Below are 13,135 nucleotides of genomic sequence, written 5' to 3'. Positions count from 1 at the left end.
CATGTCCCCCCACGATGAGTCACTCCTCGTCCGCGTCTCGTTCGACGCCCATGAACTGGTCACCTCGCACCCGCCGCGGCTCGCCAACCCGAACAAGCAGGTGATCCACGACATCGCGTGCCCTCCCGGCACGAAGCATGGGGGCACGCTCGTCGTCTCTCGCTGGTGGGCGCTGCCCGTCCCGGCGCAGCTCCCTTCGCACACGCCGGAGTTCGTGCTGGACCGTTCGTTCTTCACCTACGAGCCCGAGACGGCCAGCGGGACCGCGCCCCAGATGGCCTGGTACGTCAACTTCGCCGATGTGAACCTGTTCTTCGGCTACGGTGGGCCGCTGTTCGCGCAGGACGAGCTCCAGACCGCCGAGCATCCGGCGCTGGGCTCGCTGCGGGAGGCCCTCAAGGTCTCTGCGGACCCCTTCGTGAAGGCGAGGACACGGGAAAACAAGGTGCCGACGCCGGTGCTGATCCGCGGCGTCGAGCGGCGCTGCGCCATCGATACGCTGCATCCGGCGGCCCTGCCGGACGGCCTCTATGGCAACCGCTTCGCTCGGGCCACCGCGGACGTGATCCGGAAAGCGACCCGCCCGCTCGACCCACCCACCGTGAGCAACCTCATCGCGATGGAAGCCATCCCCGGGGCGAGCGGCCGGTACACGGCCGAGCAGATCGCCGACGTGGTGCAGACGGCGTTCACCGGCTTCACCGCAGCCCGCCTCGAGTCCCAGCTCGCCACCGGGCACGCGGAGCCACAGGTGACGATCCACACCGGGCACTGGGGCACTGGGGCCTTCGGGGGGAACAAGGTGCTGATGGCGTGCCTGCAAATGCTGGCAGCCCGCCTCGCCGGCCTGAGCCGCCTGGTCTTTCACACGGTCGATGCGCAGGGCGAGGCAGCATGCCGCGAGGCGCTCGGGTTGCTGGAGGAGCGGCTCCTCCCTGCGCACGCCAGCACGCATGAACTGCTCGGTGCCCTGGAGAGCATGGGCTTCGGCTGGGGTCTCTCGGACGGGAACTGATCACCCGGCATCGGCATGCTCGATGCATCGACCGTCCACGTGGCACCTGGACGCTTCACCCAGGAGACGACGCGCTACCCCGAGGAGGTCCGTATGCAGAGCCCGTTCGAGGGATGCATTGAAGAGGGGATGGAGGTCCGCAGCGTGGATGGTGAGAAGCTCGGCAAGGTCATCGGCACACAAGCCGGGTCCATCATGGTCGAGAAGGGCTTTCTTTTTCCGAGGGACTGCCTGGTGTCATGGAGTGATGTGACCGAGGTGCGCGACGGGACGATCCACGTCGCGCGCACCAAGGCCGAGCTCGGGATGAGCCGGGATTTCGATCACATCGGGCAGTATGTCGGGCGCAAGAACAAGGACCGGCGTGCTGAGACCACGCGGCACGAGGACGCTGCCCTCGGCGGCAGCAGGCGCTGGTTCTAGCGGGTCCTCGCGCCCTGGGGAGGGGTGAACCCCCAGCTCACCACTTGTAGCCCACGGCCATGCGGCCCGTGAGGATCTTCCCCTCGTCGAAGGCGAAGCCGAGCTGTTCGTCGAGCGCCATGAGCAGGCCGGCGCGCGCGTAGAGGCCAGAGGGCCGGGGCTCGTAGCTCACGAAGGGCTCGAGCGCGGTCTGCACATGGTCGCTGGTGTCGGTGAGGATGAAGGTCGCCTGGAAGCGCCCGCCGAAGCCGAGGCCGGAGTCGAGGCGGTACTCGATCTCGTTCCCCTGATCGATGAGGAACACCGCGTTTCCGCCACCGGTGGGGATGAAGAAGTTCGGGTTGATGTCGCCGCGGTAGATGAGCGAGGGGAGGATGCGCACCTCCACCCCGGCGCGGCCACGAATGCCAATGGCCTCGGGCACGTAGCGGTAGATTTCGTAGTTCGCGCGGAGGGGCGCCACGTTGAACAGGGAGCCGAACAGCGTCGAGAAATCGGGATCGTGGATGGTCGGGATCGAGACGCTGCCTCCCACGAAGAACGCGAGCCGGTCACTCAACCCCTTCGCGTAGTGTGCTCCGAGCGTCGGATTTCCGAAGAGGAAACTCCCTTCGCTCTGGTTCCCGAAGCTCGTCGAGCCGTACCCGATGGGCAGCTCGACATCGAGGTACACGTCATCGACCAGCTCGAACTGGAGGACTGGGGTGATGGAGATGCCCGTCCTGCTGACCGACCCCCCTCCGAAGGTGCCCCTGTCCACCGACGAGTTGAAGAAGTCGAGCTCGATCCCGGCTCGGTTGTTCTGTGATTTCGTCCAGGCACGGGTGTCGGAGGCGTCCGCGGGAGAAGGCTCTGACGCCTCCTGGGCGAGCACAGGAGAGGCGGCGAGCGACAGGGTGATGAGGGTCGGAATGAAGGCGCGCATGGGTACAGAAGCTCCTTGGACAGGAATCGAGGCATCAACCTAGCTCAGGCGTCCAGAGCGGTCATGGAACGTGCAAGAATCCGTCGTTCTCTGGTAGAGTGATCGGTCCGAGGGGGCCCTCAGCGGTGCGAGGATCCCCTCCGATGGAGGGCGCTTCCGATGCGTGCAGGACTGGCGGCATGGCTCTGGTGTGCGGCGGGGGGCGCGCTGTGGGTGGCAGGGGGTTGCGGGCCGATGTTCACCGCCGACACCTCGGGAAGCGGGGGAGAGGGCGGCTCGTGGAACACCGGGGGCTCGGGAGCGACCGGCGGCGGGGGAGAGGGGGCGTGCAGCGACGCCGACCTCGACGGCGATGGTCTGTCGGAGTGCGACGGCGACTGTGACGATGGCAATCCGCTGATCCCGGGTCCGACCGAGATCTGTGGCGACGGGATCGACAACGACTGCAAGGGTGGAGCCGATCCGGAGAGCATCTGCAAAGGGCTCGGCACGTTCGTGTCTCCCGACGGGGACGACAAGAACCCCGGCACGACCGAGAGGCCAGTCCGCACGCTCAAGAAAGGCATCGAGCACGCGCAACAGATCGGCCCCAACACGTTCGTCTACGTCGCCGAAGGGCGGTACGAGGAGGATGTCCTCCTGACCCAGCACATCAGCCTGAAGGGCGGCCACGACGCCACCTCGTGGACCTGGAACCCTGCGGCGCATCCCAGCGTCATCGCGTGTACCTCGTTCACCTGCGTCCGCGCGAACTCGACGATCTCGCGAAGCACCGTGGTCGAAGGGTTCACCATCCAGGCGCAGGATGGGGCCCCTGCGAACGCCCCCGGGGGCGTCACCATCACCCTGGATGGCGGCTCGCCGATCCTCAGGGGGAACCGGATCATCGGCGGTCACATCAACGGCAACGTCAACAACGCCAAGCGATCCATCGCGGTTCACGTGCTCGGCTCGCCCTCGGAGCAGCTCGGAGCGCTCATCAACGACAACGTGATCGAGGCAGGAAACTCCGAGAACGACGCCTCCATCGGCGTGCTCATCGAGTCCCAGGCCGCCGCGCAGGTGGGAGAGAACCAGATCCGGAGCGGGTCGGGGCAATCCTCCTTCGGCATCATCGACTCCGGCGCGCGCCCCGACACGAAGGTATTCAAGAACCGCATCCAGGCCGGGACCGCCATGAATGGCGTCTCTTATGGCATGACCACCCGCGGTGACGTGCTCATCGACAGCAACCTCATCAACACCGACATGGGCACCCCTCCGGTCTGCCTCAGCGTCTCGTACTGGTGCGGCGGGATCGCCAGCTACAGCTCCGCCTCACGGATCGTGAACAACGTGATCTTCGGCGCGTCGGCCGATCAATCGGCGGCGATCTACCTGCCGGAACTCGACGTGCCCGCACCGGACATCCACATCAATTCGAACTACCTCGACGCAACCGGCAATGGCTCCACCTCCGTCAGCGCGAAATCGGCGGCCATCGTCCTCGGCTCGCCCTACGCGGGAGGAAACCCGAATGCTCAATATGCGATCATTCGCAACAACACCCTGATCGGTGGGCGCAACCAGTACAGGTACGGCGTCTATGAAGAGACGGTCCTGAATCAGACGGCCAACCCGAAGGGTTTCACGAACAACCTGTTCTTCTTCATGCCCCAGTCGGGAGGCAACGAATACCTCTACAGGCGCTGGAACGGGACTTCGGCCGTGAATTTCGCCATGCTCGGCGCCCTCCCGGCAGCGTACACGGGCAATGTGCAAGGAGACCCCAAGGTGGACACCGAGTTCCGCCTCACCGCGGGCTCGCCTTGCATCGGAGCCGGCACGATCGAGGACGCGCCGACCCATGACTTCATCGATGGCGCCCGACCTCAAGGGATCTATGACATCGGTCCCCACGAAGTCCCCTGACGACGCAAGGAGCGGGCTCGCTCGCTCCTGCCGCCGTGCCCCTTGCGCCTCCCCCGCTCCAGGCGGCACCCTGGTCCCGTGAGTTCGCCCATCGATCGAGGCGCCGTCCTCATCACTGGCGCTTCCTCCGGCATCGGCCGCGCGCTCGCGCTGCAGCTCGGTCCGCGGGCGCGCACCCTGATCCTCGTCGCCCGTCGCAAGGAGCGCCTGGAGGCGCTTCGCGAGGAGCTGAACCGAAAGACCCCGGGGCTCCAGGTGGTCGTCTTCGGCTGCGACGTCACCGACCGCGCTCGGACCGATGAGCTGCTCGCCGCCATCGAGGCCGAGGTGGGCGACGTGGATGTGCTGATCAACAACGCCGGCTACGGGGACATCGGCGCCTTCGATCTGGCGGGCTGGGACAAGACGGAGGGGATGATCGCCCTCAACGTCACCGCGCTGACCTACCTGACCCACCGGCTCGTCCCGGGGATGGTGGCCCGTGGGCGAGGCGGCGTGGTGAACGTCAGCTCGGGGTTCGGGCTGACGTTCGGTCCAGGCATGGCCGCCTACATCGCGACGAAGCACTTCGTCACGTCCTTCACGGAGGGTCTGCGGCTCGATCTGGCCGGGACCGGGGTGCGCGTCACGCAGGTCTGCCCGGGCCCGGTCGCGACCGAGTTCCACGACACCGTGGGAAACTTCACCGGGATGGATGTGCCGGGTCCGTTGATGATCTCGGCGGAGCGCTGCGCGAGCGCGATCGTCCGCAGCCTCGATCGCGGGCGAGCGCTCGTGGTGCCCGGCTTTCTGATGTGGGTGCTGATCTCCCTGGGCACCCTCAGCCCGCGCTGGCTGCTTCGCCTCCTGTTCGCGCCTGCCGCGCGCGCGCTGCGCAAAAAGCAGCTCGCGCTCCGCGGCAAGGCGTGAACGGATGGCTCAGTTGGCCTCGACGCAGAGGCCGACGGTGGCCACCCCCAGCACGTCCTTGTCGCAGGTCCCCGTGCCGCAATCCGCGTCGTCGCAGCAGTAACGAGCGCACTTGCCGCCCGGCGCGCAGGTGTTCCCCGGCGCGCACCAGCCAGCCGCCGAGCCGCAGGCCTCACAGGTCGCGTTGGGGCTGGGGGGCGGGAAGCACTGGAAGGTCCCGCCCTGGTTGATGTCGCATGCGCTGCCGTCGTCGGGGCAGCCTTCGTTCGTCACCGGGTTGCAGGCGCCGCCCGTCGGGACGCAGACGCCCGCCGACGGCGAGTCGACCGGCGCGTCGCACGCGGGCGCGATCGGAGGCGCGCTGCACGCCGAGGCGCAGTCGGTGGCGTTGAAGCAGGCGCCGAGCGCGTGGTAGAGCGCGTGGCCGTCCTGGTTGCCGTGACACGCGTCGGTGTCGTGCATGGTGTAGCAGTCGATCCAGCAGGCGTCGTTCGCGGCACAGTTCGCGATCTCGTCGCAGCACGAGGCCTGGAGGCACTCCGCGCAGGCCGCGGGATACAGGTTGTCGAGACGGCCCTCGCAGTCACCGTTGCCGCCGGCGATACACGCCTGCTGGCAGGCGCCGCCCCGGCAGACGAGGTAGCGGTCGACGCGGTCGTGCGTCTCGGGGGTGCGCTCGCAGGCGTCGCTGTCCTGTGCGTGCACGCAGGCCCAGCAGTCGGGGTCGTCCTCGCAGGCCGTGAGGTCTTCACAGCAAGCGTCTCCCATGCAGGTCCCGCACGGCGCTTCCAGCACCGTGGGGCAGCCCGGAGCGGCGCCGGAGCCTCCCTCCCCCGTGGTGGTGGTGGTGGTGGTCCCCGGGGATTCCGAGCCGTCATCGCCGCATGCGGCCGCAGCGATCCCGAGCCCGAGCGCGAAGGAACAGAACAGGCCCACGTACTTCATCTGCACAGATCCTCGTTTTTCTTCGGGTATCCAGCGCTCACCCGGCGGCCCTGGAGCCGCGGGGAGCGCAGATCACCGCCCCGCTCCACGAGCTGGACGGCGCCCCCGCTCCCGTGGTCCAGGCGGACGCCCTGGATGGGCGACGTCGACGTCGACTTCACGTTGCGACCCGCCGTCGCGCAGCACGCTGGCGCCGGGCGCGAATCACGGACGGCACGCAGATGCCGACGGGCCCGCTGGAGGGCGGGAGAGCGTCAGCAATGGCAGCGCCGGCCCATCAGCCGAGCCTCGAGGCTCTCGCTGGCGAGCACCCGCGCTAGCTATCTTGGTCGATATCGAAAGTCAATTTCATTTTTGGACGCCTGGCCATGCCTGTGGCCCAGGCTCCTGGCTGTCCGCCTCGTGCTCCCGGTTTCACGGAACCGGTTCGCGCGCGCGCCGTCCTTCCCGTCCCATGCAGAGGCATCGGATCGTGCGCACCTCCCCGCGTCGGCGGATCGACGTGAGCGCGCGCGCCGTCCTCACGGTGCCCCACGGCGCATCACGGACGAGACGGCCTCGAAGCATGAACTCCTCGTGTCGACGGAGATCACTGACTCTTGCATCGATGGTGCCCTGACAGGCACCCTCGGCCCGCCGTGCGCGTAGGTCTCGTCTCAGCCGTGCTCGCCGTGGTCGCACTCGCGGGCCAGCCGGCGCACGCCGTGGATCCTCTTCCGGGGACATCCGGCGACGAGCCACGCACCGCCGCACAGGCTGCCGCTTTCGCGGCCGAAGAGCGCGTGCAAGGCGCCGACACCCCACCGCTCGAACCGCCGCCCTCCCTCGGCGATCTCGCTGGAAAACCGATCGGCAGGATCAGCGTCACGGCGGTCGGAGGTCGGTGGCCGCGCGTCGAGCCCGTCACCACGGTGGAGCTGGGCGACCCCCTGAGCGCCGAGGCCGCGCGGACCGCCTTGAGCGAGCTGCTCTCGACGGGGACCTTCGCCCGCGGCTCCGCCGAGGTGGTCCCCCTCGAGGACGGGGAGGCCGAGCTCCGCCTCTACCTGCTCCCGCGTCGCCTCGTCGCGACGGTGAAGATCACGGGGGCTGCCCTGGGCGTCGCCCCCACCCTGGACGCTGCCAGAATCGCCGAGGGCAGCGAGGTCACGGCGCCGATGCTGTCCGAGATCGCCGAGCGCATCCGCGTCTACTACGGCCAGCACGGCTACCCCACGGCGCAGGTGGCCGTGGATGCTGCGGACACGGACGACCCGATGCGGGTGGTGCTCGCCATCGACATCAACGCCGGCCCCCCGCGCTCGATCGCGCAGCGCGTGTTCGTCATCGATCCTGCTGCCGACCGGGAGCTCGGCTCCCTCAAACGCCGGTATCGCTATGGCGCCGGCGACCGCGTCGACGAGCCAGCCTTCAGCGAAGCCGACACGGAGATGACGGAGCTGCTCCGGAAGAACGGTTTCCACCGCGCCGAGGTGGCGCACCGGGTGGTGCACGCGGGGTCGTACAGCTACCTCTACGTCTATCTCACCCCGGGTCCCAGGATCATCCCCGCCTTCGAGGGCAACCGCGCCTTCGACGCCGACGCGCTGGAGGAGGCCCTGGAGCTGGACGGAGAGACGGAGCACAAACCCGCAGAGCTGGTGGAGCGGCTCCGCTCTTTCTACGTGCGCCGGGGCTTCCTGGACGCCGAGGTCCGGGCCGAGGAGCGCAAAGGGACGAGCGACACCACCATCTACCTCGTGTTCCTCGTGCACGAGCACCAGCAGGTGCGGGTGAACAAGCGGGTCTTCCCCTGCTTGACGGGGCACCTCAGCCCCAATGACGTCGGGGGCGAGATCCAGACCTTTCTCGAAGAAGATCTACCCGGCGGAGAGTTCATCACCCTCCCCGACGTCACGGCGATCGACGGCATCTTCGGCCCGACCCAGGGCGCCGGCGGCCGGGCCAAGCCCGTCGATCTGAACCCGGCGATGACGTACGACCGGGAGACCTACGATCGCGCGCTGAACCACATCCGGGATCTCTACTACGCGAAGGGATACCTCAACGCGATCGTCGGCCCGGTGACCGCGCTCCGCGCCACCTGCTCGCGGCAGTCGCCCGCCGATCGCTGCATCCCCGACCCCCCGAAGGTCACGGTCGCGGCCCAGTGCCGCACCGATCAGTACGGCCTCCCCCTCCCGGAGCCCCCGGTCCCCGACGCGCTCCAGTGCCGGCCCGATCCCGTGCGTGGGATCGAGTGCGCGCCAGAGATCACCCTGCGCATTCCCATCCACCCTGGACCGCAGACGACCCTCTACGACATCGCCTTCGAAGGCAACCGCGCCTTCACCGAGCGCGATCTCGCCCGCATGGCCGACCTCGCCCTGGGGCAGCCGCTCTCCACCCTCGATCTCGACGCCGCCCGCCTGCGCATGCTCGATGCCTACCGCGAGCGCGGGTACGCTTACGCCGAGGTCCGTGCCGTCGTCGAGCCCTCGCCCGACCGCACGCGGGCCCGCGCGCGCTTCGTCGTCACCGAGCGCGACCAGGTCATCGTCGACGGCTTCGTGATCAAGGGCGCCGTACGCACGAACCACGCGCTCATCCTCCGCCGCCTCGCCCTCAAGAAAGGGCAGCCCTTCGGCCAGAAGCAGGTCCGCACCAGCGAGGAGCGCATCGCCACGCTGGGCCCCTTCTCCAGCGTGTCCGTGTCCCTCGAGGACCCCGACGTCCCGCAGCGCAGGAAGCGGGTGCTGATCACGGTCGCCGAGCAGCTCCCGCAGTACCTGGATCCGCGCATCGGCTTCTCGACGGGTGAAGGCATCCGCTTCGCCGTGGAGTACGGCCACCGCAACATCGGCGGCGCCGCCATCGCCGTCACGCTGCGGATCCAGCTCAACGCCCTGCTCGACTTCATGATCATCGATCCCGGCGTCCGCGCGAACTACGCCCCGCTGAGCGGTCTGGAGCGGCTCGAGCGGCGCAACAGCATCTCGGTCCTCCTCCCCGAGATCGGCCTCGGACCGCTGGTCAGCCTGTCGTTCGATGCCATCGACGTCCGCGACAACCAGCGCGACTTCGGCATGACGAAGCAAGCCGTCATCCCGACCTTGAGCTTCCGGCCTCGCCGCACGCTGACCAGCCAGTTCGGCCTGAGCGCCGAGCTGAACGACGTGAAGCTCTTCAACGAGGAGGCACGCAACGCCACGCTCCGCCGGCTGCGGGTCCCCCAGGGTGAGACCATGGCCCTCGCCCAGAAGTTCAACATGGTCTGGGACGGGCGCGACAGCCCGTTCGCCGCGACCAAAGGCGTGCTCATGAGCGGTAGCGTCGAGCACGTGAACGCCTTCCCGTCCGACGACAGCGAGGACCAGGCGGCCATCAGCCACTTCCTCCGCCTCGCAGGCCGGGTCTCGGGCTACATCCCGCTGCCGCTGAAGGGCGTGAGCATCGCCCTCAGCATGTCCGGCGGCTACAACCTCCAGCTCGCCAAGGGCAGCGAAACGTACCCCGATCGCCTCTTCTTCATGGGTGGCGTCGACTCGATGCGCGCCTTCCTCGTGGATGCCATGGTCCCCCAGGACGTGGCCGCCCGGATCCTCTCCGGCGCCCCCAACGCCCAGGGCGAGCCGACCACCATCGACAACGTGCTCATCCGCGGCGGCGATCTCGCCCTCAACCCCCGGGCCGAGCTGCGGTTCCCCCTGGGCTCCAGCTCCGTCTTCCAGGGCGGCATCTTCCTCGACACCGGCAATGTCTGGGCGGACCCGCGCGAGTTCGACCTCTTCGCCTTGCGCTATGCCGCCGGCGCAGGCCTGCGCATCGGCACCCCCATCGGCCCGCTCGCCCTCGACTACGGCATCAACCTGCTCCGACGGCCCTGGGAAGACTTCGGCGCCTTCCAGTTCTCGATCGGTCTATTCTGAGCCCCGTGCCAGGGTTCCCGGCGCCCTGTCCAACGTGGGGCAGCCTCCCCATCCGGGGGCTCCACCAGGAACCCCGTGGCCTCTTCGCCCTGTCCGCACCTTCCCGTTCATCACGCCCGGCGCTCGGTCATTCCCTGTCTCAGCCTGGATGCGGGCATCTTGCTTCCTGAACAGCCGGCCAGTAAACAGTTCCCGCATCAGCTGACCGCGCGCCCCCTCTCACCGCCCCGAGGTCCCCATGTCGGAAGAAAAGAACAGCAAGCAGAAGCACGCCGCCCTGGAACTCGCCATCGCGAGCGTGGAGAAGGAATACGGCAAGGGCGCCATCATGCGCCTCAAGGAGGGGCAATCCCTCCATGATGAGGTGCCGGCCATCTCCTCGGGCTCGCTCAGCCTGGACATCGCCCTCGGCATCGGCGGCTACCCGCGCGGCCGCATCGTGGAGATCTACGGCCCGGAGTCGAGCGGCAAGACGACCCTGACCCTGCACGCCATCGCCAACATCCAGAAAAACGGCGGCACGGCAGCCTTCATCGACGCCGAGCACGCGCTCGACGTCAACTACGCGAAAAAGCTCGGGGTGAAGACGGACGAGCTGCTCATCTCCCAGCCCGATTACGGCGAGCAGGCGCTGGAGATCGCCGACATGCTGGTCCGGTCCAACGCCGTCGACGTCATCATCGTCGACTCCGTGGCCGCCCTCGTTCCCAAGGCCGAGATCGAAGGCGACATGGGCGACAGCCACGTCGGCCTGCAGGCCCGCCTGATGAGCCAGGCGCTCCGCAAGCTCACCGGCACCGTCTCCCGGTCCCAGTGCCTCCTGGTCTTCATCAACCAGATCCGCATGAAGATCGGCGTCATGTTCGGCAGCCCCGAGACCACGACCGGCGGCAACGCCCTCAAGTTCTACTCCTCGGTGCGCCTCGACATCCGCCGCGTCGGCCAGATCAAGGAGGCCGTGGCGGGCGGCAAGGACCCGGCCGTGGTCGGTAACCGGACCAAGGTGAAGGTGGTGAAGAACAAGATGGCCCCCCCCTTCCGGGAGGTGGAGTTCGACATCCTCTACGGTCACGGGATCAGCCACAGCGGCGACGTCATCGACCTGGCCACCGAGGCGAGCATCGTGGAGAAGAGCGGCTCCTGGTACTCGTTCCAGGGAGAGCGCATCGGACAGGGCCGAGAGAACGCCCGCTCCTTCCTGGAGCAGCATCCGGCCATGCTGGAGAAGGTCGAGCAGCTCGTGCTGGCCAAGCATGGCATCCACCGTCGCCCCGGGAACGGCGCCGATGCTGCACCGGCCGCACCGGCTCCCCAGGGGAAAGGTCGTGAAGCGGCGGCCCCTGCTGCCGAGGGGGGAAAGCGCCAGACCCCCAAGGCCAACTAGGTCATGCGGCTCTACGTGATGCGCCACGGTCCGGCGGAGGATCGGTCCGCGACGGGCCGTGACGCCGACCGGGCGCTGACCGCCGAGGGCAAAGGCCGGGTCCAGGCGGTCGCCCTCCATCTGCAAGGTCAGCGGGGAAGCACGTCCACCCTGCGCATCCTCTCCAGCCCCCTCCGCCGCGCCCGTGAGACGGCCGAGATCATGGCTGGAGTCCTTCAAGAGGCCGAGCGAGTCGGCGCCTCCGAGCTCGGCCCCGAGCTTCGCGAAGAGCTGGCGCTCGATGCCGACCTACCGCAGACGCTGCGCCTCGCCTCGGAGGCCCTCGGCACTGGCGTGGACACGCTGCTCGTCGGACACGCGCCGACCGTCGACCATCTCCTCCGCAGCCTCGCCCCGGGTGACGGCCAGAAGCCACCGGCCACCGTCGCGGGCGGCTTCTGCACCGCCATGGTCGTCGCCCTGGAACCTCATGAAGCTGCACCGCGCTGGCGGATGGTCGACATGATCGACCCGCGGACGTTCCGGGACACCGAGAACCATCGGTAACCGCCGGAAATCAGACAACAAATACAGAAATGGCGCCGCCCACTCCGTGTCTCCGCTCCGCGGCGCCTCGGCCCGGCGCGCCGTCGGGCCCAGCCAGCAATAATTTTGAATCATTTCATGGCGTTGGACCCGCGCATTGACAAGGATCCCCCCCGGGAATACGCCCGATCCGGAGGCTGAGGATGACGGGACAGATGGTCTTTCCCTTCGCTCACCCCCCCTATCTTGCTCAGGGGCTGGGTGGCACCAGGGCTCGTTCGACGTCCGAGTCCTCCGCTGGCCGGCTGACGCGGCGCGGCGGCAAAGGCACGGCGCTTGCGCCCCGCGTCTCACCCGCTGCGATCCGGCTCCCCGACCCTCGAGCGCTCCCGTTCGAGATCCGCTTCCCGCCCGGCTATCCGCGAATTTTCGTTCACGAGGGGGCCCGGCAGGCGATGGCGCGGCGGCTCGAGCTGGCCACCCGCTGCCCGGTCCTCCTCTCGGTCACCGACAACTTCCGGGAGATGCTCTCGTCCTCGCGAGAAGGTGGTGTCCTCCGCGCGCGCGTCCACCACATGTTCCTGGACGCCCCCGCCCCCGTGCAGGAGGCACTCGTCCGCTACCTCGTCGATCAGGATCGGGAAGGGTCGCTGGTCGTCGGTCAGTACATCGACCAGAACGGCTACCGCATCCGCGCCTGTCGGCCGGTGAGCACGCCGGTACGCACCCAGGGCAAGACGCACGACCTCTTGCAGCTCTACCAGAAGGTCAACCACACCTACTTCGGCGGGACCATGGACGCCCTCATCACGTGGGGTCGCCGAGGGAAAGCCCAGAAGCCGCGGCGCACCATCAAGCTGGGGAGCTACTCCGCCGTGGAGCGCTTGATCCGCATCCACCCGGCGCTCGATCGGCCCTGGGTCCCGCGGTACTTCGTGTCGTACGTCATCTACCACGAGATGCTGCACCACGTGATCCCCTGCGGGCAGGAGCACGGCCGGCGGATCTTGCACCCCCCGGAGTTCCTCGCCCGCGAGCGCATGTTCCGCCACTTCGAGCGGGCCATCGCCTGGGAGAAAGCGCACGTGAGCCGCTTGCTCCGCGCCGCCTGACGCGCCGCCCCGCAAACTCCTCGGCCCCGCGTCGGTCAGCGCCTCGGGCCCACCCCGCTCGCCCGCGCGGACCAGGGT

Annotated in this window: 11 protein-coding genes; 8 read left to right on the top strand and 3 right to left on the bottom strand. The window is 68.3% G+C overall.

Features of this window, described 5'->3' with window-relative positions:
* Window position 1 precedes the first annotated feature (1 nt).
* Both CMC5_RS13740 and CMC5_RS13735 read left to right on the top strand, forming a co-directional pair.
* Window positions 2-1,015: a hypothetical protein gene (locus CMC5_RS13740; RefSeq protein WP_050430843.1), complete on the top strand. Its 1,014-nt coding sequence runs from the start codon at window positions 2-4 to the stop codon at window positions 1,013-1,015.
* A gap of 15 nt (window positions 1,016-1,030) precedes the next feature.
* Window positions 1,031-1,438, top strand: coding sequence for a PRC-barrel domain-containing protein (locus tag CMC5_RS13735; protein WP_050430842.1), 408 nt, complete (start codon window positions 1,031-1,033; stop codon window positions 1,436-1,438).
* Window positions 1,439-1,475: 37 nt separating this feature from the next.
* Here CMC5_RS13735 and CMC5_RS13730 read toward each other — a convergent pair whose 3' ends face one another.
* Entirely contained in the window at window positions 1,476-2,363 is an 888-nt protein-coding gene (locus tag CMC5_RS13730) for a hypothetical protein (protein ID WP_050430841.1), read from the bottom strand.
* A 159-nt stretch (window positions 2,364-2,522) separates the two neighbouring features.
* On the opposite strand from CMC5_RS13730, the gene CMC5_RS13725 reads away from it, so the two are divergent.
* Window positions 2,523-4,274: a putative metal-binding motif-containing protein gene (locus CMC5_RS13725; protein WP_218920261.1), complete on the top strand. Its 1,752-nt coding sequence runs from the start codon at window positions 2,523-2,525 to the stop codon at window positions 4,272-4,274.
* Between the two features lie 78 nt (window positions 4,275-4,352).
* Complete coding sequence (locus CMC5_RS13720; protein WP_050430839.1) at window positions 4,353-5,183, top strand: SDR family NAD(P)-dependent oxidoreductase; 831 nt, start codon at window positions 4,353-4,355, stop codon at window positions 5,181-5,183.
* A 9-nt stretch (window positions 5,184-5,192) separates the two neighbouring features.
* On the opposite strand, the gene CMC5_RS13715 is transcribed toward CMC5_RS13720, so the two are convergent.
* Together CMC5_RS13715 and CMC5_RS44435 are read right to left on the bottom strand one after the other, a co-directional pair.
* Entirely contained in the window at window positions 5,193-6,128 is a 936-nt protein-coding gene (locus CMC5_RS13715) for a hypothetical protein (protein WP_050430838.1), read from the bottom strand.
* Entirely contained in the window at window positions 6,125-6,289 is a 165-nt protein-coding gene (locus CMC5_RS44435; RefSeq protein ID WP_156338559.1) for a hypothetical protein, read from the bottom strand. Before CMC5_RS44435 ends, CMC5_RS13715 begins: the two co-directional genes overlap by 4 nt.
* Window positions 6,290-6,790: 501 nt before the next feature.
* Here CMC5_RS44435 and CMC5_RS13705 point away from each other — a divergent pair.
* The 4 genes from CMC5_RS13705 (at window position 6,791) to CMC5_RS13690 (ending at window position 13,057) form a co-directional block, all read left to right on the top strand.
* Complete coding sequence (locus CMC5_RS13705; protein WP_245678427.1) at window positions 6,791-10,036, top strand: POTRA domain-containing protein; 3,246 nt, start codon at window positions 6,791-6,793, stop codon at window positions 10,034-10,036.
* 238 nt (window positions 10,037-10,274) lie between these two features.
* The gene (recA, locus tag CMC5_RS13700; RefSeq protein WP_050430835.1) at window positions 10,275-11,420 is read left to right on the top strand and encodes a recombinase RecA; all 1,146 of its coding nucleotides are present in this window, start codon (window positions 10,275-10,277) and stop codon (window positions 11,418-11,420) included.
* Between the two features lie 3 nt (window positions 11,421-11,423).
* Window positions 11,424-11,966 carry a SixA phosphatase family protein gene (locus CMC5_RS13695; protein ID WP_050430834.1) on the top strand — a complete coding sequence of 181 codons (543 nt, stop codon included), beginning with the start codon at window positions 11,424-11,426 and terminating at the stop codon, window positions 11,964-11,966.
* 194 nt (window positions 11,967-12,160) lie between these two features.
* A complete protein-coding gene (locus CMC5_RS13690) occupies window positions 12,161-13,057 on the top strand; it encodes a hypothetical protein (RefSeq protein WP_082362467.1) in 897 nt (298 codons plus the stop codon).
* The last annotated feature ends 78 nt before the right edge of the window (window positions 13,058-13,135 follow it).

This window comes from Chondromyces crocatus (genome assembly GCF_001189295.1).
Taxonomy (GTDB): domain Bacteria; phylum Myxococcota_A; class Polyangia; order Polyangiales; family Polyangiaceae; genus Chondromyces; species Chondromyces crocatus.
Note: the sequence above shows the minus strand (reverse complement) of the source record. Positions and strands in the feature narration are given on the sequence as shown.

What these genes read in the sequence shown, in the direction of transcription:
- CMC5_RS13740 (WP_050430843.1), top strand. Translation starts at nt 2, where the DNA reads ATGTCCCCCCACGATGAGTCACTCCTCGTCCGCGTCTCGTTCGACGCC.
- CMC5_RS13735 (WP_050430842.1), top strand. Translation starts at nt 1,031, where the DNA reads ATGCTCGATGCATCGACCGTCCACGTGGCACCTGGACGCTTCACCCAG.
- CMC5_RS13730 (WP_050430841.1), bottom strand. Translation starts at nt 2,363, where the DNA reads ATGCGCGCCTTCATTCCGACCCTCATCACCCTGTCGCTCGCCGCCTCT.
- CMC5_RS13725 (WP_218920261.1), top strand. Translation starts at nt 2,523, where the DNA reads ATGCGTGCAGGACTGGCGGCATGGCTCTGGTGTGCGGCGGGGGGCGCG.
- CMC5_RS13715 (WP_050430838.1), bottom strand. Translation starts at nt 6,128, where the DNA reads ATGAAGTACGTGGGCCTGTTCTGTTCCTTCGCGCTCGGGCTCGGGATC.
- recA (WP_050430835.1), top strand. Translation starts at nt 10,275, where the DNA reads ATGTCGGAAGAAAAGAACAGCAAGCAGAAGCACGCCGCCCTGGAACTC.
- CMC5_RS13695 (WP_050430834.1), top strand. Translation starts at nt 11,424, where the DNA reads ATGCGGCTCTACGTGATGCGCCACGGTCCGGCGGAGGATCGGTCCGCG.
- CMC5_RS13690 (WP_082362467.1), top strand. Translation starts at nt 12,161, where the DNA reads ATGGTCTTTCCCTTCGCTCACCCCCCCTATCTTGCTCAGGGGCTGGGT.